Source organism: Klebsiella sp. 1SOBk10mer, from assembly GCF_046602535.1.
GTDB classification, from domain to species: domain Bacteria; phylum Pseudomonadota; class Gammaproteobacteria; order Enterobacterales; family Enterobacteriaceae; genus Klebsiella; species Klebsiella quasipneumoniae.
The window spans coordinates 624,197-650,597 of sequence record NZ_JBKIUP010000002.1 but is presented as its reverse complement, the minus strand read 5'-3'; the positions used below and the strand labels follow the sequence as shown (position 1 = coordinate 650,597).

Below are 26,401 nucleotides of genomic sequence, written 5' to 3'. Positions count from 1 at the left end.
AAAGGGCCGCTCAGCGGCCTTTTTTCATTTCTGGCATAGCCCTTGCTTTATATCCATCGTGTTAGCTGCGGCCATTACCGAATACTGACTGGAGGGGACTTATGAAGCTGGTTACCGTGGTAATCAAACCATTCAAACTGGAAGACGTGCGTGAAGCCTTGTCTTCCATCGGCATTCAGGGCCTGACGGTCACTGAAGTCAAAGGATTTGGCCGTCAGAAAGGACATGCGGAGCTCTACCGCGGCGCCGAGTATAGCGTCAACTTTCTGCCAAAAGTGAAGATTGATGTGGCGATCGCCGACGATCAGCTGGATGAAGTTATCGATGTCATCAGCAAAGCGGCTTACACCGGAAAAATTGGCGACGGCAAAATTTTTGTCGCTGAATTGCAGCGCGTCATTCGCATCCGTACCGGCGAAGCTGACGAAGCGGCACTGTAATTTCCAGACCACACAGTGATGGGGAACGAAACAATGAAAATGGCAACAATGAAATCGGGTCTGGGGGCATTAGCCCTTCTTCCGGGGCTGGCGATGGCCGCGCCTGCGGTGGCGGACAAAGCCGATAACGCGTTTATGATGATTTGCACCGCGCTGGTTCTGTTTATGACTATCCCGGGGATTGCGCTGTTTTACGGCGGCCTGATCCGCGGTAAGAACGTTCTTTCCATGCTGACGCAGGTGATTGTCACCTTTGGCCTGGTCTGCGTACTGTGGGTCATTTATGGCTATACCCTGGCCTTTGGCACCGGCGGCAGCTTCTTCGGCAGCTTTGACTGGGTGATGCTGAAAAATATTGAACTGAAAGCGCTGATGGGCACCTTCTATCAGTATATCCACGTCGCCTTCCAGGGCTCGTTCGCCTGCATCACCGTCGGGCTGATCGTCGGGGCGCTGGCTGAACGTATCCGTTTCTCCGCCGTGCTGATTTTCGTGGTGGTGTGGATGACGCTCTCCTACGTGCCGATTGCGCATATGGTCTGGGGCGGCGGTCTGCTGGCGACGCATGGCGCGCTGGATTTCGCCGGCGGCACCGTTGTGCACATCAACGCCGCGGTCGCCGGGCTGGTGGGCGCGTATATGATGGGCAAACGCGTGGGCTTCGGCAAAGAAGCGTTCAAACCGCATAACCTGCCGATGGTGTTCACCGGCACCGCTATCCTCTACGTGGGTTGGTTCGGTTTCAACGCCGGGTCTGCCAGCGCAGCGAATGAAATCGCGGCCCTGGCGTTCGTTAACACCGTCGTGGCGACCGCCGCTGCTATCCTGGCGTGGACCTTTGGCGAATGGGCTCTGCGCGGCAAACCTTCACTGCTGGGCGCCTGCTCCGGGGCAATTGCCGGTCTGGTTGGCGTTACGCCGGCGTGTGGTTATATCGGTGTCGGCGGCGCGCTGATCGTCGGTATCGCCTCTGGCCTGGCGGGTATCTGGGGCGTGACTGCGCTGAAACGCTGGCTGCGTGTGGATGACCCTTGCGACGTCTTCGGCGTTCACGGCGTCTGCGGCATCGTCGGCTGTATTCTGACCGGTATCTTCGCGGCGACTTCTCTGGGCGGCGTCGGTTATGCGGAAGGCGTCACCATGGGCCATCAGCTGCTGGTGCAACTGGAAAGTATCGGCATTACCGTGGTCTGGTCCGGCGTCGTCGCTTTTATCGGCTACAAAGTAGCGGATATGACCGTAGGGCTGCGCGTGCCGGAAGAGCAGGAGCGCGAAGGGCTGGACGTCAACAGCCATGGCGAAAACGCTTACAACGCCTGACATAAAACCCTTCTCCATGTAGCAAAAAGCCTCCCGTAGGGGAGGCTTTTTTTATGCGTTGCGGTTGCGCATCACCCCTTCCTGCACCGTTGAGGCAACCAGCGTGCCATCCTGGGTGTAGAACTCGCCGCGGACGAAGCCGCGGGCGCTGGAGGCCGAGGTGCTTTCGACGCTGTACAGCAGCCACTCATTGATATTAAACGGCCGATGGAACCACATCGAGTGATCGATAGTGGCGACCTGCATGCCGGGCTCAAGGAAACCAACGCCGTGCGGCTGCAGCGCCACCGGCAGGAAGTTAAAGTCCGAGGCATAGCCCAGTAGATACTGATGAATGCGCAGATCGTCGGGAACGGCGCCGTTGGCGCGCAGCCACACCTGACGCACCGGCTCGGCGATATGGCCTTTCATCGGGTTATGAAACTCCACCGGGCGGATCTCCAGCGGCTTATCGCAGAGGAATTTGTCTTTCACCTGCGGCGGCAGGAGATGCGCCAGCTTGCGGGCAATGTCGGTTTCCGAAGGCAGCCCATCAGGGGAGGGGGCGGCCGGCATCGCTTTCTGATGTTCATAGCCGTGCTCTGGCGCCTGGAAGGAGGCGGTCATATAGAAGATCGGCTTCCCGTTCTGGATGGCGGCGACCCGGCGGGCGCTAAAGCTGTTGCCGTCGCGCAGCACCTCCACATCGTAGACGATCGGTTTTTGACTGTCGCCGGGGCGCAGAAAGTAGCTGTGAAACGAATGCACCAGACGTTCAACGGGCACGGTCTCTTTTGCCGCATACAGCGCCTGGCCCACCACCTGGCCGCCAAAAACCTGGCGCAATCCCAGGTCTTCGCTCTGTCCACGGAACAACCCTTCCTCAATTTTTTCCAAATCTAATAATACCAGCAGGTTAGAGAGTGCCTGACTCATACTTTTCCTCAGTTAACAATGGCGGCGCCGCGCGCGTAATGTGGCAAAGTATAACCTGGAATCGCAAGTGGTCCGATGGGTGTAATAATCTGAATAACAACCGGTCAACAGGAAGAAATCTGCGATCTGTGCCACACTTATTGACGACACGAAAGTTCCTGCCGGCGAAGCGGCGGAACATCCTCCTGGGTATTAAGGGATGATAAGGAGAACATCATGAAATTTGCCTATATGTTTAGTGCCTTAGCCGTCGCCGCGACGCTGACCGCCTGTGCTAATCACCACTCGAACAATTCTTCGACGCAGGCGGCTGCACCCGACCCTTACGGTATTGCGACGCTGAGCGTGGCGCAGCAGCAGCCGAGCGTCACGGGGACGATTAATATCCGCCAGAGAATCGCTTTGCCGCCGGATGCGGTGCTGACGGTGACCCTGTCGGATGCTTCTCTGGCCGATGCGCCAGCCCGCGTATTGTCGCAAAAAGCGGTGCGTACCGAAGGCAAGCAGGCGCCATTCAACTTTGCACTGCCTTACAACCCGGCAGATATTCAACCGAACGCCCGCATTCTGTTGAGCGCAGCGATTACGGTTAACGGCCAGCTGATGTTCATTACCGATACCGTGCAGACGGTGATCAACCAGGGGGGCACCCATGCCGACCTGACGCTGGTTCCGGTTCAGCAGACCGCCGTGCCTGTCGCACAGTAAGCTCGCTAAGCCCCCGAATGGGGGCTTTTTTTTGGTCTTCAGTAAACCCAGCGATAGCGCTGGAGATCGATATGGCCGCCGCCGGAGACCTGCACCCCTTCGGCCAGCAGCGCCTGACGCTGCCGCTGCAGATCGGGGCCGGTGAGGGAGATATCGCCATGGCGATTGACTACCCGATGCCAGGGCAGAGTGGACCCTTCCGGCAGACGCTTCAGCACACCGCCCACCTGGCGCGCCGCGCGCGGCGAACCAGCCAGCCTGGCGACATCCCCATAGGTCGTGACATACCCTTCCGGTATCGACGCCACAATGTGCCAGACACGTTGGGGAAATGTATCGTGCGGATCCATATTCAGTCCTGTTACCCGAAAAACGCCAGCATAAGCGCTGATCTTCAGGCTGTACAGCCTGCCCGATCAGGCGGGCTGTTCGACGGTGAACGTCAGAGCGAGGCCGAGGATCTGCATGCCATGGACATTGTCGGAAGGTGAACTGGCGATGAGGCTCTCAAGGAATTTTAACCGCTGCGAGGTCGCGTTGATGATCAGCTTCGCGCGCAGGCCCGGCATGGTCAGCGACGATATGGGGTATACCACCCGACCGCTGATGTAGACCGGTAGCTTGCGCAGTTCCACCTGGCGCAGGACGCCGACGGTGGAATAGAGCAGCGCCAGCGGCGTGACCGCCCGCACCGGCGCCTGACTGATGGTCACGAAGTCGAGCATTTTTTCAGGGCGCAGATAATTCACCCCCTGAAAGGCGATGGTCATCCCTTCAATGGCGGGTAAAGGCAGAGTGATGGTCTGTGGTGATGAGTCAGTCATTCGATTACCGTCGAGACAAGGTGCTGATGATAAAAGGGGACGCAAGATGGCTAAGTATGGTGGATATCCCGACTGTGTGCTGAGCGCGCGCTCGCAATCTCACAGGTTGAGCGTGAGTGACTGGTTTTATTCGCATTATTGCGCAATAAACCAGCAGGCAGTCGGGGCGTGCTTGCAATTCACCAGGTCAGCAGGGATAATGCGCCAGCGCGTTGGGTAACAACGCTCTCAATGGGGGCTCTGTTGGTTCTCCCGCAACGCTACTCTGTTTACCAGGTCAGGTCCGGAAGGAAGCAGCCAGAGCAGACGACGTGTGTGCCGGGATGTAGCTGGCAGGGCCCCCACCCATTTCGGCCTTCGTAATTTTCCCCTTGTATTTGTGCGGTCTTCTCTGCTGGCCAGAATTTATTCCTAATACAGATCACATATTATTTTTAGTTGCTAAAACACCCTCTACTTATTCCATAATATTTACTTGTCATAAATCTGAAATGCTACTGAAATATTAATGTCATTTGCGTGTCATAAATAAAGCGCATCTTATTGGTGGGAATTTGTTGCCAGATCCATGCTATAAAATATATCTCTGGATCAGCATGTTAACTTCGTGTATTAATTATGATGATTTTATTGCACGGGAAGCGTAGCTATGACCACAGTGGTTTTGAATGTAAAAATTGACGCTGAGTTAAAAGAGAAGTTGCGTCATTATGCGGAAGTGAATAACGAGAACCTGGGTACGGCAACGGAAAAGCTGCTGCAGCTGGCTTTTCAGCTGGAGGCGTCAGCAGATGAGGCGGGGGTGACGGAAGAGGACATTGACAGCCAGCATACCGAAGAGGAAGCGACGCCATTAACCCCTAAAGAAATCAAAGCATTAAGAAAACTTCTGAAGAAGAAAAAATGAAACAACAATTCTCTACAGCCAGCAACTATAGCGAAGCCTGCGATATGTTGCGCTCAGGATACGTGAAACACGTTCGCCTGAACTGGAATATCGGTAGTGATGAGTTCTTTCGCATTGCCTCCGACTGGTGTGACACCGGCGCTAAAATTAAAAAAGATGAAGATGGCTTTATTATTTCCTTGAAAGGGTTTCCTATTCCGCGCCAGCATTAATGAAATTGCCTTATTTCCGTCACCGGGTTGCCATAACCAGATGGCAGGATACCCAGGCAATTTTATAAAAACATCTCATATACCTCATGGATGACGGACTTTTGACGGGCTGAAGCCAGCCCGTCGATATTTTCTTATATTATTTTCCGCAAACGCGCACTTTCCCGCTGTTCTGCAAGGCTGTGCCACAATGGTTGTAGCGTGGAGAAGGCCTGGCGCAATGCTTCATCCGGCAGCGTAAACGGCAGACGTAAATAGCGATCGAACGCGCCCTCCAGACCAAACCGCGTGCCGGTGCCGATATGGATCCCCTGGCTTTCCGCACGCGCAGAGAACAAAGTGGCTAGCATGTCAGGGAGTTCCACCCAAAAAGAGAGCCCGCCTTCCGGTGGCGTAAAGCGCCAGCGGGGAAAATACTCTTTCATCAGCTCTTCGCACATGTCCCGGCGCGCCTTCAGCATCTCCCGTCGCGGCGGCAGCAGCGTGGCGGCGTTTGCCAGCAGCCAGCTGCAGGCCAGCTGCTCCAGCAGCGGCGTACCCAAGTCCAGAGAGTCGCGGGCCTGAATAAGCGAGGCGATTGTTCGCGTGCTGGCGCGGATCCAGCCGATGCGCAGTCCCCCCCAGAAACTTTTCCCGGCCGAACCGATGGTGATCACCGCGGCGTCGGGATTAAAGCAGGCCAGCGGCGGCGGGGGCGGGGCGTTATACCAGAGGTCGACCATGGTCTCATCGATCACCAGCGTTGTTCGCGTCCTGGCCGCGATGTCCGCGACCCGCTGGCGGGTAAGGGCATCCATACAGCGCCCGGTGGGGTTGTGAAAATCCGGCATCAGCCATGCCAGACGCGGCGCGGTCTGCGCAATGATCGCCGCGAATCCATCGCAGTCCCACCCCTGCTGTGGGAGTGCGACCCCAATGGGCCGGCAGGAGGCGCCCTGAATGGCGCTGATGGCCATTGGATAGGTCGGGGCATCAATGACCACCCGGTCACCGGGGCCGGTGAACAGACGCAGGATCAGCGCGAAGGCGCTGAGCGCGCCGTTGACCACCATCACTTCATCGGGCCGCGTCGGCAGGCCACGTTCGCTGTAGCGCCGGGCAATCGCTTCCCGTAGCACCGGGAGCCCCTGCTGATCGTAACCGGTCTGGGCGAGATAGGGCGGCAGCAGGGTCATGGCATGCTGGAAGGCCTGATGGACCTCCGGACCGGCGCTGAGGGCGGCGGTAGAGAGATTGATCGTCGAGGGGGTCGCAGAGGGCGGCGGCAGGTCGGCAGGGCGTTCCGGCAAAACAATGCGCGACCCGCTCCCCTGGCGGCTTTGGAGAAATCCCTCCTCCCGCAGCTGGCCGAGGGCGCTGGCGATAGTCGTCCGGCTGACGTTGAGGGCCGCCGCCAGCTCGCGCTCGCCGGGCAGGCGCGTCTGTAGCGTCAGACGGCCATCGAGGATCAGCAGGCGGAGCGCTTCCGCCAGCTGGCGCCATAGCGGTGTGCGTGAACTGGACTCCTGCCAGTTGCCGAGCAGGCGTACCAGGGACTGTGTTCCAAAGCGTCGGGCTGACATAGCGATCCACTTTTCCAAAACTGGCCATTAATTATCAGTCCATTTTTGCTGATGATGAGGGCATTCGCAATGATGTTGAGGAAAAAATATGCTTCGTCGCCTGCTGCAGTTATATATCGGTCTGGTGCTCTACGGCGTGTCCACGGCGCTCTTCGTGCATGCTAATCTCGGCGCCGATCCGTGGGACGTCTTTCATCTTGGAGTGGCTAAACAGCTGGGGATCAGTTTCGGGACTGTGATTATTCTGACCGGCGCCGCGGTGCTGCTGCTATGGATCCCGATCCGGCAGATGCCGGGGCTCGGCACGGTGAGCAATGTGATCGTGCTGGGGCTGGCGGCGGACGCCACGCTGGCCGTCCTGCCGCCGCTGGAATCGCTGGTGGCGCGCAGTGCTCTGCTGGTGGTGGCGATTGTGCTGAACGCTATCGCCACCGGGATGTACATTGGCGCGGGGTTTGGCCCGGGTCCGCGCGATGGCCTGATGACCGGCCTGCACGCTCGCACCGGCTGGTCATTGCGCGGTATCCGGACGGCGATCGAGCTTTCCGTGCTGCTGATTGGCTGTCTGCTGGGGGGCAAGTTTGGCGTCGGAACCGTCATTTACGCGCTGTCGATTGGACCGCTTATCCAGCTGTGCCTGCCGTGGTTCAGTCAGCCCGTCAACCGCAACGCGGTCAACACTCCCCAGGAGAGCGTCTCCTGAAGGGAACCCGCGCCCTCGTCGTCAAGAAGAGGGCGCTTTGTGGTTTACAGACCGCTCAGGCCATGAAGCATCATGTAGATCCCCACCACAATAATCAGTAAACCTGAGATCCAGGGCGCCTTGCGCGAGAGGTCGTTAAGCCACGGCCAGCGGCGGGCGGCATGTTTCATGCTCAGGGCGGCGATAGCCCCGGAAGCCACCAGCGTCAGCGCCAGACCGACGCTAAAGCCCAGCACCAGCGTGGCGCCCAGCGAGAATTTCTTCAGCTGTAAACAGATAAGCAGCACGGTAATGGACGCCGGGCAGGGGATCAGCCCGCCGGTCAGGCCAAACAGCACGATCTGCCCGGTCGTCACCTGACGGCCATCAAAGCGCCGGTTAATCTCCTGAGCATGGGCCCGCTGATGCGCATCCTGCCACTCTTCCGCCACCAGCGGCGCGGCGGATGAGGACGCATGGTGATGGTCATGGTGGTGATCATGTTCATGGTGGTGCTCATGTTCATGGTGGCGATCATGGTGCGTGTGGGGCTGCGATTCGCGCCAGGTGCGCCAGAGCATCCAGCAGGCAATCAGCACAATGACAATCCCTGAGACCAGCTGAAACCAGGGTTCAGAGATTTGGGCGTTCCAGTCGCGGCCAAACCACAGACCGGCCATGGCGATCAGCCAGACCACCGCCGTATGCGAAACCGTGGCCGCCAGCCCCAGCAGTACCGCCTGTTTTAAGGTTCCTCGCACCGCCACGATAAAGGCGGCCATCATTGTTTTTGAGTGCCCGGGTTCGAGGCCGTGCAGCGCGCCGAGCAGTATTGCGCTGGGAATAAACAGCCAGGCATTGCCCTGCTGCAGAAGGGAAGTGAAATCGTTCATATCGGGATCCTTGCCAAAAGTGCGTTTATCCTACTCCCCCCCAGTAGTAAAATACTACCCCCCAGTAGATAAACCGGCTAATAAAAAGGATCATGGTATGCTGGCAGGCGTTGCTGACCACGCAGGTCGGTAATCCCGGACAGAAAAAAACGGTGGATAGCGTAATGTCACACACAGTGAGAGACAAAAAGAAGTTACTGACCCGGCTGAAGAAAATTCAGGGGCAGAGTACCGCATTAGAGAAAATGCTTAATCGCGAGCATGAGTGCGCTGAGGTGCTACAGCAGCTGGCGGCGATCCGCGGCGCGGTCAATGGCATGATGCTGCAGGTTATCCAGGGACATCTCACCGACCATGTGGTGAAAGAGCCAGACGAGACGCAGCGTGAGGCGGATCTGGAGACGGTGATGCAGGTGATTAAATCCTATCTGAAGTAGCCTCCGGCAGAGGGCGGCGAAGAGGCCGCGCCCGCTGACCTTCTGCGCAGGCCGCCTGCCGCTTAATGCGCATGGAGGTTCTCTTCCGCCCACAGAATAAACGACTCTTTTGGCAGCGCTTTGCTGTACAGCCAGCCCTGGGCGTACTGAACGCCATGCTGTCTCAGCCAATCGCGCTGGCTTACGGTTTCCACCCCTTCGGCGACGGTGGCCAAATTGAGCGCCTTGGCCATTTCAATAATGTGCGGCGTCAGCGGCCGGTACTCGAGCGTATCGACAAAGGATTTATCGATTTTCAGCGTGTCGACGTCCAGCTTCTGCAGATAGCTCAGGCTGGAGTAGCCGGTACCGAAATCGTCAATCGAAATACGGTGCCCGGCCTCGCGGTAGTGTGCGATCACCGGCATGGTGGTCTCCGGGTCAACAAACCCGCGCTCGGTGATCTCAAGGATAATCTGTTCCGCGGCGATCCCCCAGTGCTGCAGCTGATCGTGTAATAGCTTGGGTAGGGTGGGAGAGCGTAAGTCATCCACCGACAGGTTGATGGAGATATGCACTTCCGGCCGCTGCCTCAGCCAGGGACCCAGGTCGGCAAAAATTTTCCTGACGATATCTTCCGTCAGCTGGGTGATCAGTCCGGTTTGCTCGGCCAGGGGAATGAAGATATCCGGCGATAAAAAGGTGCCGTCGGGTTGCTGCCAGCGCGCCAGCGCTTCAGCCCCGGCGATTTTTCCGTCCTGCAATGAAATAATCGGCTGATAGTAAACCTGAATCGCCTGGGAATTGAGGGCGTCCAGCATACTGTTGCGCGGTGAACGCAGGTGTCTCAGCAGGCGCAGCAGCAGCCAGGTGGCAAGCAGGCTGGTGAAGATGCCGACAGGGAGCCAGAAGATCAGCTGCTGGCGAATACGCTGCTGTAGCGGCAGCGTGGATGACCAGGTCACAATGCCGGATCCCAGCTCGGGAATGCGCTGGATCCGGTAGACCGTATTATCCAGGGTCAGCATATTCAGGTGCGGATCTTTAATCCGTTGCCAGACCTTCGCCGGCAGCGGCTGGCTGCTGATCACCATTTTCAGATGGTCCAAACCAAACAGCATGGTATGGATCTTCTCCTCGCTGGCGGGCACCACATCAATGAAGGAGATGGGATCGATCATTACCATATGCTGCCGGCTGGCCATGGCCGTCATCTGGTGATTAAGGCCAAGATCGTTAATCGAGGTCAGCCAGGTGCGATAGCCGTCGGGGGCAATGTGATCCGGTGGCGGGAAGGTCACCGCAACGCTATGGTCTTCCAGGGAGGAGCATTGCGGTACGGAATCTTCCAGCCAGAGCACTTCCTGCACGTAGCGATGGGTATAGGCGATCCGGCGGAGGGCGAGCAGATGCTCCGGGCTACAGGAAGCGGCAGAGTGTGAGTCGGCCTCCCGCAGTGCTTCCCGGGCCTGATCGGCGACCTGCAGCGTGCGGACGACAATACGGTTGGAATAATCATCCAGCTCACGATAGAACTGCATTTTGGCCTGCCGCGCCGCCTGCCAGATGCTGAGCGAGATAGGCAGGATGATGGCCAGTATCAGCACTCCTGTAAACAGCGCCATCAGATGCCGGGTCCTCATGCCTGTATCCTTATCGTTCGCCGGGTGTCATCAGTATATGCGAAAGATAAACCGGGCGCAGCGGGAGAAATCGCGCTGCGTGGGCAAAAAAACCGGCATCACAATAACCTGCGATGCCGGGAGAGAAGGATGATTCCGATGCAGCAGAATAAAAATGAGGGTGTGAATGCCGGGCAGGATGTATTCCGGCATTCAGTCGCAGCATACGCTGCGCAGATGACAGCAATATGTTGGCTTAGTGGGCGTCCGGCGCCGTGATATCGGCGCTGATGCGCAGATCGTTCTCATCAAACACCATGCAGAAGCGGTCATCGAAGGCCAGATTAATCTTCTGCCACGGGCGGAAATGGACGTCGCCGGGCAGCAGAACCTTGACGTTATCGTGACCGTAGCACTGGCCGAACAGGTAGGTATTGTTGCCCAGACGCTCCACCACTTCACATTGAAACTCCACCACGGTACCGGTGGAGACTTCCGGCGTGAGGTGCTCTGGCCGGATCCCCAGCGTGACCGCGGCGCCGGGCTTCAGCGGTTGGGTGGCAACGTTCAGGGTGAGCTGATGGTCCTGGGCGAGGGTGACCGTTAAGCGCTCTGCCTGCCAGTCGCTGACGGTGGCCGGCAAAAAGTTCATCTTTGGCGAGCCGATAAAACCGGCGACGAACTTGTTGACCGGATTGTAGTACAGCGCCATCGGCGAACCCATTTGTTCGACCTTCCCGTAGTTCATGACTACGATTTTATCGGCGAGCGTCATCGCCTCCACCTGATCGTGCGTGACATACACCATGGTGGTCTTCAGCTCCTGGTGCAGGCGGGCAATATGCAGGCGCATATCGACGCGCAGCTCCGCATCGAGGTTAGAAAGCGGCTCATCGAACATAAACACCCGGGGATTACGCACGATAGCGCGGCCAATGGCCACACGCTGCCGCTGGCCGCCGGAGAGCTGCTTCGGTTTACGATCCAGCAGGTGAGAGAGCTGCAGCGTTTTGGCCACCATTTCCACCTGGCGACGGATCTCCGCTTTTGGCACTTTATTCACTTTCAGCCCATAGCCCATATTCTCCGCCACCGTCATGTGCGGATAGAGCGCATAGGACTGAAAAACCATCGCCACGCCGCGGCGGGCGGGGACCACATCGTTCATCACCTCATCGCCAATCAGCACTTCCCCGTCACTGACCTCTTCCAGCCCGGCAATCATACGTAACAGCGTCGATTTTCCACAGCCGGAAGGGCCGACGAAGACCGCAAACTCGCCATCTTCAATATCGAGATTGACCTGGTGCAGCGTCACCGTGCTGCCGAACCTTTTGGTGACATTCCTCAGTCGTATATTGGACATCCACATTCCCCGAAGTGAGTAGCCGTTGTTTGCCGTTGGCGTGTCGCTGATTTGAGTGTGTTTGTATTACGTGTAACAAATCAGCGTGACGATATTCAACAGCGCTAAAATCATGTCCTGACTATAACTTCCGCGGTTTTTGCGCCATACAGCGGCGTTTCATTTCTGCAAGGATGATCACACAACTGGCAGCTTATGGTAGTTTTATCCCCAATCAAAGCGTAGCGTATAACAAAAGCGAACCAGAGTCTGTTTTCTATGTAACAAGGCAGTTTGAAATGATTTTTTTTCTAACTGGCAGACGTAAGTCAAATAAAAACCATTAAATTGTTATACCTTCACATGAGGTTGATAATGAAAAAGAACACGCTTGCTGCACTGATCCTTACCACCCTCGCGGCGGGGCAACTTACCAGCCTGCAGGCGCATGCCGCCGGGCAGCTCAACGTTTGGGAAGACATTAAAAAATCCACTGGCATCAAAACCGCGGTCAGCGATTTTGAGAAGCAGTACAACGTGAAGGTCAATCTGCAGGAGATGCCTTATGCCCAGCAGCTGGAAAAGCTGCGCCTCGATGGCCCGGCGGGCATTGGGCCGGACGTGCTGGTGATCCCGAATGACCAGCTCGGCGGCGCCGTCGTTCAGGGACTTCTCTCGCCGCTCAACGTTGAGCAGGCGAAACAGGATGCCTTTACGCCAGCCTCTATCAACGCCTTCCGCATGGACAACGCGCTGTATGGGATCCCGAAAGCGGTGGAAACCCTGGTGCTTATCTACAACAAGGACCTGATCGACAAGCCGCTGGACAGTCTGCAGGCCTGGCTGGACTACTCGAAGACCCAGCGCGAGCAGAACAAATACGGCCTGCTGGCCAAGTTTGATCAGATCTACTACAGCTGGGGGGCGATTGGCCCGATGGGCGGCTATATCTTCGCGAAGAACGACGGCGGCGGTTTTAATCCGCAGCAGGTGGGGCTCAATACGCCCGGCGCCGTGGAAGCCGTGACCTTCCTGAAAAAATTCTATGCCGAGAAGGCCTTCCCCGCAGGGATCCTCGGCGATAACGGGCTGAACGCCATTGATTCGCTGTTTACCGAGAAAAAAGCGGCGGCGGTGATCAACGGCCCCTGGGCCTTCCAGCCGTATGAAGCCGCCGGTATCAACTATGGCGTGGTGCCGCTGCCGACCCTGCCGGACGGCAAGCCAATGAGCTCCTTCCTCGGCGTTAAGGGCTACGTGGTATCGACCTGGAGTAAAGACAAGGCGCTGGCGCAACAGTTTATCGAGTTCATCAACCAGCCGCAGTATGTAAAAGCCCGCTATGTCGCCACCGGCGAAATCCCGCCGCTGAAGGCGATGATTGACGACCCGGTGATTAAAAATGACGAAAAGGCCAGCGCCGTCGCCGTTCAGTCGGCTCGGGCGATGGCTATGCCGGGCATTCCGGAGATGGGGGAAGTGTGGGGGCCGGCCAATGCCGCGCTTGAACTGAGCCTCACCGGCAAGCAGGCGCCGCAGGCCGCGCTCGATAATGCGGTGAAACAGATCAAGATGCAGATTGAAGCGATGCAGGCCAGCAATCAGTAATTTACCGTCACGTGAAGTCACCGAGCGGGAGGGGGACCTCCCGTTTGTAGAAGGAGTCGAGTGTGAGCATCCATTCCAGCGAAAATTTTAGCGACGCGCGCGGGCCCGGGCGCCATGCGTGGTGCGGCCTGTTGCTGGCAATCGTGCCGGGTTTCGGCCAGTTTTATCATCGCCAGTGGCTGAAGGGGCTGGTCTTCCTGGTGCTGCTGAGCAGCTTTTTGGGTATTTTTTACGATTTCCTGCGCGAGGGGCTGTGGGGGCTCTATACCCTGGGTGAAGAGGTGCCCCGGGATAACTCTATCTTCCTGTTAGCGGAGGGGATTATCAGCGTGCTGATCGTCGCTTTTGGCGTGCTGATCTATTTTCTCTCGCTGCGGGACGCGTGGCTGAACGGCAAAAAACGCGATGAAGGGGTCGCGCTGAACAGCGTGCGTAAGCAGTACCAGATGCTGCTGAGCGACGGCTTCCCGTACCTGATGATCACCCCGGGCTTTATTCTGCTGGTCTTTGTGGTGATCTTTCCCATTCTGTTTGGTTTCGCCATCGCCTTCACCAACTACAACCTGTACCACACGCCGCCGGCGAAGCTGGTGGACTGGGTGGGGCTGAAAAACTTCGTCAATATTTTCACCCTCTCCATCTGGCGCTCCACCTTTCTGGATGTGCTGCAGTGGACCGTGGTGTGGACGCTGCTGGCGACCACCCTGCAGTGTACGGTGGGCGTGCTGTTGGCGATTCTGGTGAACCAAAAAGATCTGCGCTTTAAGCCGCTGATCCGCACCATCTTTATTTTGCCGTGGGCGGTGCCGGGGTTTGTCACTATCCTCGTCTTTGCCGGGATGTTCAATGACTCCTTCGGGGTGATTAACAACGCGATCCTGTCATTCTTCGGCATCAGCCCGAAGGCATGGCTAACCGACCCGTTCTGGACCAAAACCGCGCTGATCATGATGCAGACCTGGCTTGGCTTTCCGTTTGTCTTTGCCATGACCACCGGCGTGCTGCAGGCGATCCCGGACGATCTGTATGAAGCGGCGACGATGGACGGCGCCAGCGCCTTTACCCGCCTGCGCACCATCACCCTGCCGCTGGTGCTGTACGCGATCGCGCCGATCATCATCACCCAGTACACCTTCAACTTTAATAATTTCAACATTATTTATCTGTTTAACAACGGCGGCCCTGCGGTGGCGGGATCTAACGCCGGCGGGACGGATATTCTGGTGTCGTGGATCTATAAGCTGACGATGTCCTCGTCGCAGTACGCCATCGCGGCGACCATCACTATCCTGCTGTCGATCTTCGTCGTCGGCCTGGCGCTGTGGCAGTTCCGCGCCACCAAATCCTTCAAAAATGACGACATGGCGTAAGGGAAGCAACATGGCTCAATCACCCAGTATTAAACGCGAAAAGTGGATCCGACTCTCTCTCACCTGGCTGGTGGTTATCCTGGTCTCGGTGGTGATTATCTACCCGCTGGTCTGGACCGTCGGGGCGTCGCTGAACGCCGGCAATAGCCTGCTCAGTACCTCGATCATTCCGGAAAACCTGTCGTTCCAGCACTATGCCGATCTGTTCAATGGCAATGTGAATTACCTCACCTGGTACTGGAACTCGATGAAAATCAGCTTTCTGACCATGGTGCTGACCCTGATTAGCGTCAGCTTTACCGCTTACGCCTTCTCCCGCTTCCGCTTTAAAGGGCGGCAAAACGGGCTGATGCTGTTCCTGCTGCTGCAGATGATCCCGCAGTTTTCCGCGCTGATTGCCATCTTTGTGCTGTCGCAACTGCTTGGCCTGATAAACAGCCATCTGGCGCTGGTGCTGATCTACGTCGGGGGAATGATCCCGATGAACACCTGGCTGATGAAGGGGTATCTCGACGCGATCCCTAAAGATCTGGATGAGTCCGCCCGCATGGACGGCGCCAGTAGCTTTCGCATCTTTATTGAGATCATCATGCCGTTGTCGAGGCCGATCCTCGCGGTGGTGGCGCTGTTCTCCTTCACCGGCCCGCTGGGGGATTTCATCCTCTCCAGCACCATCCTGCGTACCCCGGATAAATACACGCTGCCTATCGGTCTGTATAACCTGGTGGCGCAAAAAATGGGGGCCAGCTACACCACCTACGCGGCGGGGGCGGTGCTGATTGCCGTGCCGGTCGCGATCCTCTATCTGGCGTTACAAAAATACTTCGTCTCCGGCCTGACCTCGGGCAGTACTAAAGGATAAGCACATGAAAAGATTTACACCCGCATGGCTTGCGGTTTGTCTGGCATGCAGTTTTTCCCTCCCTTCGCTGGCAGCGGACGCGCTTGAAACCCGCGCCTTTCAGGGTATGCCGGCGGACTTTATTAAAGGCGCGGATATCTCCACGCTGCTGGATGCCGAAAAGCACGGGGCAATTTTCTACGACCAGAATAACCAGCGTAAGGATCCGATCGCCATTCTGAAAGAGAACGGCGTCAACTATGTTCGCCTCCGCCTGTGGGTGGATCCGCAATCGGCAAGCGGCGAGGGCTATGGCGGCGGGAATAACGATCTGGCCACTACCCTGGCGCTGGCGAAACGGGCGAAAGCCCAGGGAATGAAGCTGCTGCTCGACTTCCATTACAGCGATTTTTGGACCGATCCCGGCAAGCAGTTCAAACCGAAGGCCTGGGAAAAGATGGATTATCCGCAGCTGAAAACGGCGATTCATGACTATACCCGGGATACCATCGCCCGCTTTAAGCAGGCGGGCATCCTGCCGGATATGGTGCAGATCGGCAATGAGATCAACGGCGGTATGCTGTGGCCGGAAGGGAAAAGCTGGGGGCAGGGGGGCGGCGAGTTCGACCGGCTGGCCGGGCTGCTGAACGCGGCCATTGATGGTCTGAAGGCGAATCTGCGCAATGGCGAGCAGGTGAAAATCATGCTGCATCTGGCTGAAGGGACCAAGAACGATACCTTCCGCTGGTGGTTTGACGAAATAGAGAAACGTCATGTGCCCTATGACGTGATTGGTTTGTCGATGTACACCTACTGGAACGGGCCGATCAGCGCCCTGAAGGCCAATATGGATGACATCAGCAAACGCTATAACAAAGATGTCATTGTCGTCGAGGCGGCCTATGCCTATACCCTGGCTAACTGCGATAAAGCGGAAAACAGTTTTCAGGCCAAAGAGGAAAAGGACGGAGGCTATCCCGCCACCGTGCAGGGGCAATATCGCTATATCCACGATCTGATGCAGGCCGTAATAGATGTTCCCGACCAGCGCGGCAAAGGTATTTTTTACTGGGAGCCGACGTGGATTGCTGTGCCGGGAAATACCTGGGCCACCCCGGCGGGGATGAAATATATCCATGACGAATGGAAAGAGGGTAATGCGCGGGAAAATCAGGCGCTATTTGACTGCCAGGGAAAAGTATTGCCGTCGGTAAAAGTATTTAATTAATTATTTGTCGTTCTTTTCAGGAAGTTTATTATGAATAAATTTGCACCTTTACATCCAAAGGTTAATACGCTGCTGCATGGCGCGGATTATAATCCGGAACAATGGGAGAATGACCCCGACATTATTGATAAAGACATTGCCATGATGCAGCAGGCAAAATGCAATGTGATGTCGGTGGGCATATTTAGCTGGGCGAAACTTGAGCCGCGCGAAGGGGTATTTGATTTCGCCTGGCTGGATACTATTCTCGATAAACTGTATGCCGCCGGCATTCATGTATTTCTGGCCACGCCGAGCGGCGCGCGTCCAGCGTGGATGTCTCAACGCTATCCGCAGGTTCTGCGGGTGGGGCGCGATAGGGTGCCGGCCCTGCACGGCGGCCGTCACAACCACTGTATGTCATCGCCGATCTATCGTGAGAAGACCCTGAAAATTAATAGCCTGCTGGCGGAGCGCTATGCTGCGCACCCGGCGGTGCTGGGCTGGCATATTTCCAATGAATATGGCGGCGAATGCCATTGCGATCTCTGCCAGGCCCGCTTTCGCGGCTGGCTGAAGGCGCGGTATCAGACCCTGGAGAACCTCAACCAGGCCTGGTGGAGCACCTTCTGGAGCCATACCTATAGCGACTGGTCGCAGATTGAATCGCCTGCGCCGCAGGGCGAAACGTCGATCCACGGTCTGAATCTGGACTGGCATCGCTTTAATACCGCCCAGGTGACCGATTTCTGCCGCCATGAAATCGCCCCGCTGAAGGCGGCGAATGCCGCCCTGCCGGTGACCACCAACTTTATGGAGTATTTCTACGATTACGACTACTGGCAGCTGGCGGAGGTGCTGGACTTTATCTCGTGGGACAGCTATCCGATGTGGCACCGCGATAAAGACGAAACCGCGCTGGCCTGCTACACCGCGATGTATCACGACATGATGCGCAGCCTGAAGGGCGGCCAGCCGTTTGTGCTGATGGAGTCCACGCCGGGCGCGACTAACTGGCAGCCGACCAGCAAACTGAAGAAACCGGGCATGCATATTCTCTCCTCGCTGCAGGCGGTGGCGCATGGCGCCGACTCGGTGCAGTATTTCCAGTGGCGGAAAAGTCGCGGTTCGGTTGAGAAATTTCACGGCGCGGTGGTCGACCATGTCGGGCACATCGATACCCGTATTGGCCGTGAAGTCAGCAAACTCGGTGAGATACTGAGCAAGCTACCGGAGGTCCGGGGCTGTCGCACCGAGGCGAAAGTGGCGATTATCTTCGACCAGCAGAACCGCTGGGCGCTCGATGACGCCCAGGGACCGCGCAATCTGGGGATGGAGTATGAGAAGACGGTCAATGAGCACTACCGTCCGTTCTGGGAGCAGGGCATCGCCGTCGATGTGATTGACGCCGACGCTGATTTAACGCCGTACCGGCTGGTCATTGCCCCGATGTTATACATGGTGCGCGACGGCTTTGCCGCGCGGGCGGAGGCGTTTGTCGCCAGCGGCGGCCATCTGGTGACCACTTACTGGACCGGCATCGTCAACGAATCCGATCTCTGCTATCTCGGCGGCTTCCCTGGCCCGCTGCGCAATCTGCTGGGCATCTGGGCGGAAGAGATCGACTGCCTGAATGACGGCGAGTTTAATCTGGTGCAGGGCCTGGCCGGGAATCAGTGCGGTCTGCAGGGCCCGTATCAGGTGCGCCATCTCTGTGAACTGATCCATACCGAAAGCGCGCAGACGCTGGCCACCTACCGGGATGATTTTTATGCCGGAAGGCCAGCGGTGACGGTGAACGGCTTCGGGAAAGGTAAAGCCTGGCATGTGGCCTCCCGCAACGATTTGGCCTTCCAGCGCGACTTCTTTGCCGCCCTGAGCAAGGAGCTGGCGCTACCGCGGGCGATCGCGGCGGATTTACCGCCCGGCGTGGTGGCTACTGCGCGCACCGACGGTGAGAGCACGTTTGTCTTCCTGCAGAACTACAGCGCGCAAAGCCATACCCTGAGCCTGCCGTCAGGGTATCGGGATTGCCTGACCGACGCGGCGGTGTCGGACCCGCTGACCCTGTCAGCATGGGATTGCCGTATTCTCCGTCGCCACGCCTAATCCTTTTTTCTCCACGCCTGCTCTGCCGAGCAGGCTTTTTTGTATCTATTACCCTGGAGTTTATGATGGTGAGTTTAAAATCTTTCCTGCACTATTTCTCTCCTGCACGTCCGGCACAGCCGTTAAGCGAAGCGGAAAAACAGCAAATCGAGGCGTTGGTTCAGGCCTTCGGCGGTGAAGCGAATATTACCCAAGTGGACGCCTGTATTACCCGTCTGCGGGTAACGGTTCGTCATCTGGCAGCCGTGGACTCGGACGCATTACAGCAGCAGGGCGCGCTGGGTGTCATTATTCTTGGCCAGCAGGTTCATGCTATTTTCGGTAAGCAGTCCGATGCGCTACGTCAATTGCTGGATGACCATTTTGCCGCGCGGAAATAAATAAAACGGGATAACCTGAAAACAGGTTATCCCGAAAATAAGACAAAGACAGCAGTGGCAATAATGATTACCGGAGGGAAATTAATGACCTTACAGTTGGAGATATCAATAACGTATTTGTCTTACCAGCGCGATATTACCACCAGGCTTCAACCTGTACGCCGAAATTCCAGGTATTATTCGCCGTCTGGTCTTCAAACGGTTTACCATCTTCGGAATCATTCAGATACGACGCGAAAATACGTAATTCCGGGCGTGACATAAAGTCCGGCCCGTCCGCCAGGCCCAGCGCAATGGTATATTTCTCACCGGCCTGTTTGTAGCTGGTGCCATTGTTATAGCTGTCTTTCTGATAGAAACCGCCGACTTCGCCAATCAGGCGCACGTAGTCGGTGAACTGATACTGCCCGCGGGCGACCAGCGACAGCATCCGCGTTTTATCGGTATAGTCGGTAATGTCATCCGCCGAGCCCCAGGTCAGAACGTGGTTGATGGAGAATTTCTCGGTAATGGGGATCAGACCGGTGTTAATCACGCGATAGCCGGTGGCGTCGTTCACGTAGTTCCACATATCGTACCAGCCGCCGCCCTGGGAGACCATGTTCTGCGCCAGACCTTTGTTGGCATACTGCAGCACGGTTTTGTTATAGCCGCCCAGCATATCCTGACTGATTTCACCGGTCAGCATCACGCCATTTTCGGCATCGTACAGTCCGCCGTAGCTGTCCTGTTTTTTAGTGGTGTTCGGCATGGCGTAGTCGATGCCGAATTCGGTCCACGACCCGGACCACGGCTTCCATCCCGCGTAGCGTAAATCGATATAGTTGATATTGACGTTGCTGTCGCCATCGACGCGATAGTCAACGTCGTTGGCATCGCCGCGGATCCACGCCAGCGAGACGGCGCCCGGGCCAAGGGTGTAGTTTTCCACCCCGGCCCCGGAGCCGGAAATGTTCCAGTATTTAGTATCGATGATGTGCAGGTCGTGACGCTGGTAGTAACGTTTGCCGCCCCAGATCACCGCATTCGGATCGCCCGGGATCAGCCCTTTGATCTGCAGGTTCAGCTGACGTAAGCCGAACTGCGCGTCATCGTTCAGCGTGGTTTCATTATCGTTAGAGCCATCGGAGACCATGCTGACCATGCTGTCGAGATAGAAACTGACATCATCTTTTTTGTAGACCTCGGAGCCTAACTCCAGCTCGCCATAGGTATCCGATTCGTTCCCCAACCGGCCCAGCTTGTTCTTTTGCCATTCCGCTTCGCTACCGTCGCCGGAGACCCCAACCCCGGCACGCAAATAGCCATGAAAATCAACGGTCGGGATCGCAGCGGTAGCCGCAAAGGCGGAAGGGGCGATTAGCGCAGCGGCTAATGCTGTGGAAAGGACGCGCAGTGTCGTATTCATCTCTATCCTCTTATTGTTTTGTATTACGTTCTCATAACTGATGTCATAAAATGCCTAAATGTAACTTCAGGCAAATGAGATATGATTATTGTGTGACTAAGTGCAAATAATAACGCTGGTTTTTGTTGTGATGAGTGAAGTGTTTCACAATTAACCTGGTTGTGAACGTAATACTTTTTGTGGTGTAATTTTGCGATGAGAGGTAGCGGTGAGCGTTTTTTCAAATGGCCCCTGTTACAATCATGGGATAACAACATAAGGAACCGGACCATGAAGTCTAAAAGCGCTACTCTGGAAGACGTCGCTCGTCATGCGGGCGTCTCTTACCAGACCGTGTCCAGGGTACTCAACAAATCTGCCAATGTATCCGAAGCGACGCGCCGCAAGGTGGAGAAATCGATAGAGGCTCTGCGCTATGTGCCAAACCGGCTGGCGCAGCAGCTGGTGGGGAAGGAGAGCCAGACGGTCGGACTGGTGACGATTTCGCTGGCCTGGCATGCCCCCTCCCAGGTGGCGGCGGCGGTAAAACGCTATGCTAATCTGGAAGGTTACCAGGTCCTGATTTCAATGATTGATGAGAGCGTCAACCAAAGCATCCAGGATTCCATCAATGAGCTGAAGTCTCAGCGGGTGGATAAGGTCATTATCAACGTGCCGCTGGAGACCGAACAGGCGCAGAAAATCGCCGCTGACAATGATGATATCGTCTGCCTGTTTCTCGACGTTGATCCCTACAGCTCCGTGTTTAACGTTTCGTTTAACCCGGCGGACGGCACCCGGGCCAGCGTCAAATATCTCTATGAGATGGGGCATCGGGAGATTGCGTTGCTGGCAGGCCCGGACAGCTCCGTATCGGCGAAACTGCGGCTGAAAAGCTGGCTCGAGACCCTGGATGGCTACGGTCTGAAGCCGGTGACCGTCCTGCGCGGCAACTGGGATGCGCAGAGCGGCTACGCCGGCGCGCTGCAGATGCTGCGGGAAACGCCTAATTTCAGCGCCGTGCTGGTGGGCAATGACCAGATGGCGCTGGGGGTGCTCAGCGCCTTCCATCAGCATCAGGTGGCGGTGCCGGGAGAGAAGTCGGTGATTGGCTATGACGATACCTACGAAAGCTCCTTTTTCTATCCGGCATTGAGTACGGTCTCGCTGGACCTCGACCTGCAGGGGAAAGAGGCGGTGCGGCGGATCCTCGCCAGTACCAGCGGTGCGGCGCATACCTCATCCATCCTGCCGGCGCGCCTGGTGATTCGCCATTCCAGCGGCGCCAGAGTCGAGCAGGGGAAAGATCTGCAGGCTATCGCGGAGCAACTTCGCGCTATCGCCCACCGTCTGGCGCCCTGAAGCCAAAGGCGAGGAAACTCGCCTCTTTGTTATTACCCCTGATATGACCATGGTTGATCTTTGTCGTGGAACGGCGTACCTTAATTGTTATGTTATAACATAATGACGAGGTCATGATGAAAGCCCATATCCATCCTCCCTATCGCACGGTGGTGTTTCACGACACCAGCGCCAATGAATATTTTAAAGTTGGCTCAACCATCCGCACCGAACGCGTGATTGAGCTCGACGGTGAGACGTATCCGTATGTGACGATCGACGTCTCCTCGAAATCGCATCCGTACTACACCGGCAAACAAAAAACGTTCGCCAGCGAGGGTAGCGCGGCCCGTTTCCGCCAGCGCTTTGGCGGCTTCATTGATGCAAAAAGGAAGGCATGATGCAGGTCGTTAACTCATTACGCAGCGCCAAACAGCGCCACCCGGATTGCCAGCTGGTCAAACGCAAAGGGCGGCTGTACGTGATCTGCAAGAGCAACCCCCGCTTCAAAGCAGTGCAGGGGCGCAAAAAACGTCGTTAACGGAAGCTTTCCAGGGGACGGCGCTGCTGACCGTCGGCGGTAAAATTGTCGGCGGCCAGCCATTGGCGCATGGCGCTATCCAGCTGCGGCCATTCGCCATCAATCACTGAAAACCAGTCCGTGTCCCGGTTGTGTCCTTTGCTCACCAGCGCCTGACGAAAACGTCCTTCGTACTGAAATCCCAGTCGCCTTGCCGCCCGGCCTGACGGCGTATTGAGGCTATTGCATTTCCATTCATAGCGACGGTAGCCGAGCGTCTCGAACACATACTGCATCAACAGCCAGTGCGCTTCGGTGGCCATAGCCGTTCGGCTTAGCAGCGGAGAGAAATGGACATGCCCCACCTCGACCACGCCATGGGTGGCATCGATGCGCATTAACGCCAGCGAACCGACCGCCGTTCCACGCTGCTGGTCAACGACGGCGAAATGGATCGGATCGGCCAGCGTCGCAACCTGCGCCACCCAGGCGCTAAATTCAGCCAGGCTGGTTTCCGGTTCGCGCAGCAGCCACGTCCAGCTGCGGGCGTCGGGCGCCAGCTGATGGGCAGCAAACAGATCGCTGGCGTGGGCGAGGGTGAGTGGTTCGAGCCGACAGCGGCTGCCCTGAAGTACCTGCCGGGTCGGCCAGGGGCGGGGTTGCCAGTCGGGCAGCGCGGCGCCGAGCGCCTGTCCAAACTGATTGTATTCACACATTGCTGTTTCCTTATTGGGGATGTACAGGCAGCGTACGCGCTGGCTGGTTCCATAAAAAGTGCCATTAGAGTATGTTTTTATGGATCCACGAGGAGGCGACATGAATATACCGGACGATGCGTTTTATGGGTTGGTGACGCAGGGGATGCGGCAGCGAACGGACGAAACCCTGCAGCGTGCCCTTTACCACACTTTGCGCCATGCCATCCTGCAGGGAACCCTGGCGGCCAGCTGCCGTTTGCCAGGATCGCGCGTGATTGCCGGTCGACTGCATCTGTCGCGTAATACGGTGAATGCCGCACTGGAGCAGCTGACGCTGGAGGGATACCTGACGCGAAGCCGTCAGGGGACGCAGGTGGTGCCGCTCGCCGCTAGCCGTCGGCAGGAGGTAATCGCGCCACCCGTTGTGCTGTCTGAGCGGCTGCAGGGGCTGCCAGCCGCTATGCGCCGTGACTCGCCGACGCTGCCGTTTACGCCTGGCATGCCGGCGGTGAACTATTTCCCGCTGCCGCTGTGGCGGCGGTTAATCGATAAGGCATTGCGCGACGAAGGCAGCACGCTGCTGGGCTACGGTGAGGCCGCGGGCGATCCCCAACTGCGGGAGGCTATCGCCCGCCATCTGGCGCTCTCCCGGGGCATCCGGTGCGATATCCGGCAGATCGTCATCACCGAGGGGGCGCTGGAAGGGGTCAACTTATGCGCCTCGTTGTTGACCAACCCGGGCGACAGCGTGTGGCTGGAAGAGCCGGGGTACCTGGGTGCCAGGAGTGGTTTCCAGCGAGCGGGGCTGCGGGTCTGTGGGATGGCCGTCGATGGTGAAGGGATGTGTATCGACAACGGCGTGGCAGAGCCACCCCGGCTGATTTTCACCTCTCCCTCTCATCAGTATCCCCTTGGGAGCGTCATGAGCGCCGCGCGGCGTCTGGCGCTGGTGGAGTATGCCCATCGGCACGGCGCGTGGATTGTGGAGGATGACTACGACAGCGAGTTTCGCCACAGCGGAGAGCCGATCCCGGCGATGCTGGGGATGGTCCCGGATGCCCCGGTGGTCTATCTCGGCACCTTCAGCAAAACCCTGTTTCCGGCGCTGCGTATCGGTTTTATGGTCATGCCGTCCGCGCTGGCGGATGCCGCTCAGGAGGCCATTGGCGCGCTGCTGCGCGGCGGGCACCGCGCTGAACAGCGTGCGCTGGCCAGCTTTATCGAGAAGGGACACTATGCGCGTCATCTGGCAGCGATGCGTCGTCTGTACCGCAAACGTCAGCAACAGCTGCGCGAGGCGCTGGCGCAAGAGATTACCGTGCCGTGCGAAGTCCTCGGTGGGGAAGGGGGACTCCATCTGACGTTGGCCATAGAGGGGATCGACGATCGAACGATTGCGCAGCAGGCGCGTCAGTTTCAGCTGGCGCCCGCTGCGCTAAGTCATTTCTATCTCGACCCGCGGCGGGGGCGGAGCGGGCTGGTGCTGGGGTATGGCAATACTTCGGCTTCCCGCTATCCGCTGGCGCTGCGGACGCTGAATCGTCTTATTGCGCAGTACCGGCGCGGGTCAGCGTAAAGACATCGTAAAAGGAGAGTTCGCCTTTGGTGTCGACCATTTTTTTAAGCTGTGCCTTCTGCTCGCTATCGACGTCCGGCGACTGCAGGATACGGTCGATCAGCTGTCGGGGGACAAAGCGGGTGTTGTACCATTCGCCGTTGTAACACACGCGAAAGTCGAGGACATCGATATCTTCGTAACGATAGCGTGGATAGACGTCAAAGAAGAAAAAAGCGTTGAACAGGATGAACAGCACCACCAACAACCAGACCGAATCCACCAGCGTTTCAGAGCGCATCATGACCACCAGCGTCGCCAGAAACGCGGCATACATGGCAACAAACAGGCCCGGATGGTTGCGGATAAAACTGATGCTAAAACGCGGGCGATTATCGCGTTTTTCCTGCACGTTAAGTTCGTCAATGGTGTGAGTCAGCAGGCGTTGTATTTCTGTCATCTTGGTCCCCGAATTCTGCAATAAGCCCGCCCCTTGCGCCCGATGGATCAGGTGCGGCAGGCTCAGCCTGAAGGTTATTTTATGTTGCAGTATTCTGCGGAGAAAGTAACAGATCAGTTACAGAAAAGCATAACAGTTACGTATTCGGTGGCGGAAGGCGCTTGATGATCTGCGCCGGGTTGCCGCCGACAACGGTACTGGCGGGAACGTCTTTAGTGACCACCGCTCCGGAGGCGATGACCGCATTATCGCCAATGGTCACCCCGGGATTGATCACCGCCCGACCACCAATCCACACATTGTGTCCAATGGTCACCGGTTTGCCATATTCCTGGCCGCTGTTTCGGGCCTCAGCATCCAGCGGATGGGTGGCGGTATAGATATGGACGCCCGGCGCCAGCATGCAGTTATCGCCAATATGGATAGGGCAGACGTCCAGCATCACACAGTCGAAATTGGCATAAAAACCGGCGCCGAGAAAGATATTGTAGCCGTAGTCGCAGCGAAAGCTTGGCTCGATATACGCATCGCCAGCGCGACCGAACAGCTCGGCCAGAATATGCTGACGTTCTTCCTGGGCATTCGGGGCGGAATGATTATAACGGTACAGCAGCTGTCTGGCGCGCAGGCGATCGGCGCGAAGCGTTGGGTCGCCAGATAAATAGAGCTCACCGGCGATCATTTTGCGTTTTTCTTCACTCATTGGTCTTCCTTATACCTGACGTTAGAGGTCGCAACAGTATAAAAAAGAAACCGGTTACAAGTTTGCGTTTGGCTGAATGCTGTGATGACTATCACAAAGATGTCCTGCTGAGGCTGGCGATTACCATCCGGTCAGCAGACCGCGTCGGGCGCACTAATTAGCGGATAAATTTCCAGACAGACGTCGGGATTTTATCGTACAGCTTATTCATAGTCAGTTCAGCCAGACGATGATCGGCGGCTGAGTAAAATACCGCCAGCTCATTATCAGAAAGTTCATATTTGTTTTTTTCAATGACGCGCTCCAGCGTGTCAATTGTCTGGCAACGACGTAAGCGCATCAAATAGTCTGTTTTAGTTAATGGCTTATCAGACAT

At 57.0% G+C, this 26,401-nt stretch carries 30 protein-coding genes and 1 other RNA gene; 19 read left to right on the top strand and 12 right to left on the bottom strand.

Annotation, left to right across the window (positions count from 1 at the left end; all coding sequences use genetic code 11):
- Positions 1-101: 101 nt before the first annotated feature.
- Positions 102-440 carry a P-II family nitrogen regulator gene (gene glnK / locus ACLH1I_RS08840; RefSeq protein ID WP_002891893.1) on the top strand — a complete coding sequence of 113 codons (339 nt, stop codon included), beginning with the start codon at positions 102-104 and terminating at the stop codon, positions 438-440.
- Between the two features lie 33 nt (positions 441-473).
- Positions 474-1,760 (top strand): ammonium transporter AmtB, encoded by a 1,287-nt coding sequence (amtB, locus tag ACLH1I_RS08835; protein WP_004204781.1) that lies wholly within the window; start codon positions 474-476, stop codon positions 1,758-1,760.
- A gap of 51 nt (positions 1,761-1,811) precedes the next feature.
- Here the strand turns inward: amtB and tesB are convergent, their stop codons facing one another.
- A complete protein-coding gene (tesB, locus tag ACLH1I_RS08830; RefSeq protein ID WP_151628470.1) occupies positions 1,812-2,675 on the bottom strand; it encodes an acyl-CoA thioesterase II in 864 nt (287 codons plus the stop codon).
- A gap of 216 nt (positions 2,676-2,891) precedes the next feature.
- Here tesB and ACLH1I_RS08825 point away from each other — a divergent pair, with 216 nt between their 5' ends.
- On the top strand, positions 2,892-3,383 hold the full coding sequence (locus ACLH1I_RS08825; RefSeq protein ID WP_002891903.1) for a YbaY family lipoprotein: 492 nt from the start codon (positions 2,892-2,894) through the stop codon (positions 3,381-3,383).
- A 38-nt stretch (positions 3,384-3,421) separates the two neighbouring features.
- Here ACLH1I_RS08825 and ACLH1I_RS08820 read toward each other — a convergent pair whose 3' ends face one another.
- Positions 3,422-3,733 (bottom strand): MGMT family protein, encoded by a 312-nt coding sequence (locus tag ACLH1I_RS08820; RefSeq protein ID WP_004204778.1) that lies wholly within the window; start codon positions 3,731-3,733, stop codon positions 3,422-3,424.
- A gap of 66 nt (positions 3,734-3,799) precedes the next feature.
- Positions 3,800-4,207: a hypothetical protein gene (locus ACLH1I_RS08815; RefSeq protein ID WP_017898905.1), complete on the bottom strand. Its 408-nt coding sequence runs from the start codon at positions 4,205-4,207 to the stop codon at positions 3,800-3,802.
- A gap of 241 nt (positions 4,208-4,448) precedes the next feature.
- Here ACLH1I_RS08815 and ffs point away from each other — a divergent pair.
- The 3 genes from ffs to ACLH1I_RS08800 all read left to right on the top strand — a co-directional run bounded on the left by ffs (position 4,449) and on the right by ACLH1I_RS08800 (position 5,326).
- Positions 4,449-4,545, top strand: an RNA gene (gene ffs / locus ACLH1I_RS08810) — signal recognition particle sRNA small type.
- Between the two features lie 311 nt (positions 4,546-4,856).
- Positions 4,857-5,114 carry a hypothetical protein gene (locus tag ACLH1I_RS08805; protein WP_004204776.1) on the top strand — a complete coding sequence of 86 codons (258 nt, stop codon included), beginning with the start codon at positions 4,857-4,859 and terminating at the stop codon, positions 5,112-5,114.
- Positions 5,111-5,326, top strand: a complete 216-nt coding sequence (locus tag ACLH1I_RS08800) for a hypothetical protein (RefSeq protein WP_004142688.1) — start codon at positions 5,111-5,113, stop codon at positions 5,324-5,326. The genes ACLH1I_RS08805 and ACLH1I_RS08800 overlap by 4 nt, the downstream gene beginning before the upstream one ends.
- A gap of 134 nt (positions 5,327-5,460) precedes the next feature.
- Here the strand turns inward: ACLH1I_RS08800 and ACLH1I_RS08795 are convergent, their stop codons facing one another.
- Entirely contained in the window at positions 5,461-6,888 is a 1,428-nt protein-coding gene (locus tag ACLH1I_RS08795) for a PLP-dependent aminotransferase family protein (protein ID WP_064794533.1), read from the bottom strand.
- A gap of 88 nt (positions 6,889-6,976) precedes the next feature.
- On the opposite strand from ACLH1I_RS08795, the gene ACLH1I_RS08790 reads away from it, so the two are divergent.
- Positions 6,977-7,591, top strand: coding sequence for a YczE/YyaS/YitT family protein (locus ACLH1I_RS08790; RefSeq protein WP_198079552.1), 615 nt, complete (start codon positions 6,977-6,979; stop codon positions 7,589-7,591).
- Between the two features lie 44 nt (positions 7,592-7,635).
- On the opposite strand, the gene ACLH1I_RS08785 is transcribed toward ACLH1I_RS08790, so the two are convergent.
- Positions 7,636-8,463, bottom strand: a complete 828-nt coding sequence (locus tag ACLH1I_RS08785; RefSeq protein ID WP_151628471.1) for a nickel/cobalt efflux protein RcnA — start codon at positions 8,461-8,463, stop codon at positions 7,636-7,638.
- Positions 8,464-8,627: 164 nt separating this feature from the next.
- Here ACLH1I_RS08785 and ACLH1I_RS08780 point away from each other — a divergent pair, with 164 nt between their 5' ends.
- Positions 8,628-8,900, top strand: coding sequence for a metal-sensing transcriptional repressor (locus tag ACLH1I_RS08780; protein WP_004204767.1), 273 nt, complete (start codon positions 8,628-8,630; stop codon positions 8,898-8,900).
- Between the two features lie 62 nt (positions 8,901-8,962).
- Here the strand turns inward: ACLH1I_RS08780 and ACLH1I_RS08775 are convergent, their stop codons facing one another.
- Positions 8,963-10,522, bottom strand: coding sequence for an EAL domain-containing protein (locus tag ACLH1I_RS08775; RefSeq protein WP_064178010.1), 1,560 nt, complete (start codon positions 10,520-10,522; stop codon positions 8,963-8,965).
- Between the two features lie 235 nt (positions 10,523-10,757).
- Entirely contained in the window at positions 10,758-11,867 is a 1,110-nt protein-coding gene (locus ACLH1I_RS08770; RefSeq protein ID WP_043521496.1) for an ABC transporter ATP-binding protein, read from the bottom strand.
- 354 nt (positions 11,868-12,221) lie between these two features.
- Here ACLH1I_RS08770 and ACLH1I_RS08765 point away from each other — a divergent pair, with 354 nt between their 5' ends.
- The 6 genes from ACLH1I_RS08765 to ACLH1I_RS08740 all read left to right on the top strand — a co-directional run bounded on the left by ACLH1I_RS08765 (position 12,222) and on the right by ACLH1I_RS08740 (position 19,361).
- Positions 12,222-13,454, top strand: a complete 1,233-nt coding sequence (locus tag ACLH1I_RS08765; RefSeq protein ID WP_017898899.1) for a maltodextrin ABC transporter substrate-binding protein — start codon at positions 12,222-12,224, stop codon at positions 13,452-13,454.
- Between the two features lie 62 nt (positions 13,455-13,516).
- Positions 13,517-14,824 (top strand): carbohydrate ABC transporter permease, encoded by a 1,308-nt coding sequence (locus tag ACLH1I_RS08760; RefSeq protein ID WP_017898898.1) that lies wholly within the window; start codon positions 13,517-13,519, stop codon positions 14,822-14,824.
- 10 nt (positions 14,825-14,834) lie between these two features.
- Entirely contained in the window at positions 14,835-15,686 is an 852-nt protein-coding gene (locus ACLH1I_RS08755; protein WP_004204761.1) for a sugar ABC transporter permease, read from the top strand.
- A 4-nt stretch (positions 15,687-15,690) separates the two neighbouring features.
- Complete coding sequence (locus tag ACLH1I_RS08750) at positions 15,691-16,893, top strand: arabinogalactan endo-beta-1,4-galactanase (RefSeq protein ID WP_048294262.1); 1,203 nt, start codon at positions 15,691-15,693, stop codon at positions 16,891-16,893.
- A 30-nt stretch (positions 16,894-16,923) separates the two neighbouring features.
- A complete protein-coding gene (locus tag ACLH1I_RS08745) occupies positions 16,924-18,981 on the top strand; it encodes a beta-galactosidase (protein ID WP_004204758.1) in 2,058 nt (685 codons plus the stop codon).
- Positions 18,982-19,046: 65 nt separating this feature from the next.
- Positions 19,047-19,361 (top strand): glucose PTS transporter subunit EIIB, encoded by a 315-nt coding sequence (locus ACLH1I_RS08740; RefSeq protein ID WP_004204757.1) that lies wholly within the window; start codon positions 19,047-19,049, stop codon positions 19,359-19,361.
- A gap of 136 nt (positions 19,362-19,497) precedes the next feature.
- On the opposite strand, the gene ACLH1I_RS08735 is transcribed toward ACLH1I_RS08740, so the two are convergent.
- A complete protein-coding gene (locus tag ACLH1I_RS08735) occupies positions 19,498-20,769 on the bottom strand; it encodes a maltoporin (protein WP_004204756.1) in 1,272 nt (423 codons plus the stop codon).
- Between the two features lie 270 nt (positions 20,770-21,039).
- Here ACLH1I_RS08735 and ACLH1I_RS08730 point away from each other — a divergent pair, with 270 nt between their 5' ends.
- From ACLH1I_RS08730 to ykgO, 3 genes are all read left to right on the top strand, one after another.
- Positions 21,040-22,110, top strand: coding sequence for a LacI family DNA-binding transcriptional regulator (locus tag ACLH1I_RS08730; protein WP_004204755.1), 1,071 nt, complete (start codon positions 21,040-21,042; stop codon positions 22,108-22,110).
- Between the two features lie 116 nt (positions 22,111-22,226).
- Complete coding sequence (locus ACLH1I_RS08725) at positions 22,227-22,490, top strand: type B 50S ribosomal protein L31 (RefSeq protein WP_004204754.1); 264 nt, start codon at positions 22,227-22,229, stop codon at positions 22,488-22,490.
- Positions 22,490-22,630, top strand: coding sequence for a type B 50S ribosomal protein L36 (ykgO, locus tag ACLH1I_RS08720; RefSeq protein WP_002892018.1), 141 nt, complete (start codon positions 22,490-22,492; stop codon positions 22,628-22,630). The genes ACLH1I_RS08725 and ykgO overlap by 1 nt, the downstream gene beginning before the upstream one ends.
- On the opposite strand, the gene ACLH1I_RS08715 is transcribed toward ykgO, so the two are convergent.
- Positions 22,627-23,325 carry a GNAT family N-acetyltransferase gene (locus ACLH1I_RS08715; protein WP_004204753.1) on the bottom strand — a complete coding sequence of 233 codons (699 nt, stop codon included), beginning with the start codon at positions 23,323-23,325 and terminating at the stop codon, positions 22,627-22,629. The genes ykgO and ACLH1I_RS08715 overlap by 4 nt on opposite strands.
- A 100-nt stretch (positions 23,326-23,425) precedes the next feature.
- Here ACLH1I_RS08715 and ACLH1I_RS08710 point away from each other — a divergent pair, with 100 nt between their 5' ends.
- A complete protein-coding gene (locus ACLH1I_RS08710; RefSeq protein ID WP_151628472.1) occupies positions 23,426-24,883 on the top strand; it encodes a PLP-dependent aminotransferase family protein in 1,458 nt (485 codons plus the stop codon).
- Here the strand turns inward: ACLH1I_RS08710 and ACLH1I_RS08705 are convergent.
- On the bottom strand, positions 24,852-25,322 hold the full coding sequence (locus tag ACLH1I_RS08705; protein ID WP_049093338.1) for a YlaC family protein: 471 nt from the start codon (positions 25,320-25,322) through the stop codon (positions 24,852-24,854). The two genes, ACLH1I_RS08710 and ACLH1I_RS08705, sit on opposite strands and share 32 nt — an antisense overlap.
- Before the next feature lie 42 nt (positions 25,323-25,364).
- Here ACLH1I_RS08705 and ACLH1I_RS08700 point away from each other — a divergent pair, with 42 nt between their 5' ends.
- A complete protein-coding gene (locus ACLH1I_RS08700; protein WP_053087189.1) occupies positions 25,365-25,487 on the top strand; it encodes a hypothetical protein in 123 nt (40 codons plus the stop codon).
- Here the strand turns inward: ACLH1I_RS08700 and maa are convergent.
- Both maa and ACLH1I_RS08690 read right to left on the bottom strand, forming a co-directional pair.
- Entirely contained in the window at positions 25,459-26,025 is a 567-nt protein-coding gene (gene maa, locus ACLH1I_RS08695) for a maltose O-acetyltransferase (RefSeq protein ID WP_049093337.1), read from the bottom strand. The genes ACLH1I_RS08700 and maa overlap by 29 nt on opposite strands.
- 157 nt (positions 26,026-26,182) lie before the next feature.
- Positions 26,183-26,401, bottom strand: coding sequence for an HHA domain-containing protein (locus ACLH1I_RS08690; protein WP_002892050.1), 219 nt, complete (start codon positions 26,399-26,401; stop codon positions 26,183-26,185).

Coding starts and splice junctions, on each gene's coding strand:
- ACLH1I_RS08730 (WP_004204755.1), top strand. CDS start 21,040: ATGAAGTCTAAAAGCGCTACTCTGGAAGACGTCGCTCGTCATGCGGGC.
- ACLH1I_RS08820 (WP_004204778.1), bottom strand. CDS start 3,733: ATGGATCCGCACGATACATTTCCCCAACGTGTCTGGCACATTGTGGCG.
- ACLH1I_RS08795 (WP_064794533.1), bottom strand. CDS start 6,888: ATGTCAGCCCGACGCTTTGGAACACAGTCCCTGGTACGCCTGCTCGGC.
- maa (WP_049093337.1), bottom strand. CDS start 26,025: ATGAGTGAAGAAAAACGCAAAATGATCGCCGGTGAGCTCTATTTATCT.
- ACLH1I_RS08765 (WP_017898899.1), top strand. CDS start 12,222: ATGAAAAAGAACACGCTTGCTGCACTGATCCTTACCACCCTCGCGGCG.
- ACLH1I_RS08755 (WP_004204761.1), top strand. CDS start 14,835: ATGGCTCAATCACCCAGTATTAAACGCGAAAAGTGGATCCGACTCTCT.
- ACLH1I_RS08715 (WP_004204753.1), bottom strand. CDS start 23,325: ATGTGTGAATACAATCAGTTTGGACAGGCGCTCGGCGCCGCGCTGCCC.
- ACLH1I_RS08790 (WP_198079552.1), top strand. CDS start 6,977: ATGCTTCGTCGCCTGCTGCAGTTATATATCGGTCTGGTGCTCTACGGC.
- ACLH1I_RS08775 (WP_064178010.1), bottom strand. CDS start 10,522: ATGAGGACCCGGCATCTGATGGCGCTGTTTACAGGAGTGCTGATACTG.
- ACLH1I_RS08800 (WP_004142688.1), top strand. CDS start 5,111: ATGAAACAACAATTCTCTACAGCCAGCAACTATAGCGAAGCCTGCGAT.
- ACLH1I_RS08705 (WP_049093338.1), bottom strand. CDS start 25,322: ATGACAGAAATACAACGCCTGCTGACTCACACCATTGACGAACTTAAC.
- ACLH1I_RS08690 (WP_002892050.1), bottom strand. CDS start 26,401: ATGTCTGATAAGCCATTAACTAAAACAGACTATTTGATGCGCTTACGT.
- ACLH1I_RS08745 (WP_004204758.1), top strand. CDS start 16,924: ATGAATAAATTTGCACCTTTACATCCAAAGGTTAATACGCTGCTGCAT.
- tesB (WP_151628470.1), bottom strand. CDS start 2,675: ATGAGTCAGGCACTCTCTAACCTGCTGGTATTATTAGATTTGGAAAAA.
- ACLH1I_RS08785 (WP_151628471.1), bottom strand. CDS start 8,463: ATGAACGATTTCACTTCCCTTCTGCAGCAGGGCAATGCCTGGCTGTTT.
- ACLH1I_RS08780 (WP_004204767.1), top strand. CDS start 8,628: ATGTCACACACAGTGAGAGACAAAAAGAAGTTACTGACCCGGCTGAAG.
- ACLH1I_RS08750 (WP_048294262.1), top strand. CDS start 15,691: ATGAAAAGATTTACACCCGCATGGCTTGCGGTTTGTCTGGCATGCAGT.
- ACLH1I_RS08805 (WP_004204776.1), top strand. CDS start 4,857: ATGACCACAGTGGTTTTGAATGTAAAAATTGACGCTGAGTTAAAAGAG.
- ACLH1I_RS08725 (WP_004204754.1), top strand. CDS start 22,227: ATGAAAGCCCATATCCATCCTCCCTATCGCACGGTGGTGTTTCACGAC.
- ACLH1I_RS08770 (WP_043521496.1), bottom strand. CDS start 11,867: ATGTCCAATATACGACTGAGGAATGTCACCAAAAGGTTCGGCAGCACG.
- ACLH1I_RS08735 (WP_004204756.1), bottom strand. CDS start 20,769: ATGAATACGACACTGCGCGTCCTTTCCACAGCATTAGCCGCTGCGCTA.
- amtB (WP_004204781.1), top strand. CDS start 474: ATGAAAATGGCAACAATGAAATCGGGTCTGGGGGCATTAGCCCTTCTT.
- ACLH1I_RS08700 (WP_053087189.1), top strand. CDS start 25,365: ATGGATCAGGTGCGGCAGGCTCAGCCTGAAGGTTATTTTATGTTGCAG.
- glnK (WP_002891893.1), top strand. CDS start 102: ATGAAGCTGGTTACCGTGGTAATCAAACCATTCAAACTGGAAGACGTG.
- ykgO (WP_002892018.1), top strand. CDS start 22,490: ATGCAGGTCGTTAACTCATTACGCAGCGCCAAACAGCGCCACCCGGAT.
- ACLH1I_RS08825 (WP_002891903.1), top strand. CDS start 2,892: ATGAAATTTGCCTATATGTTTAGTGCCTTAGCCGTCGCCGCGACGCTG.
- ACLH1I_RS08740 (WP_004204757.1), top strand. CDS start 19,047: ATGGTGAGTTTAAAATCTTTCCTGCACTATTTCTCTCCTGCACGTCCG.
- ACLH1I_RS08815 (WP_017898905.1), bottom strand. CDS start 4,207: ATGACTGACTCATCACCACAGACCATCACTCTGCCTTTACCCGCCATT.
- ACLH1I_RS08710 (WP_151628472.1), top strand. CDS start 23,426: ATGAATATACCGGACGATGCGTTTTATGGGTTGGTGACGCAGGGGATG.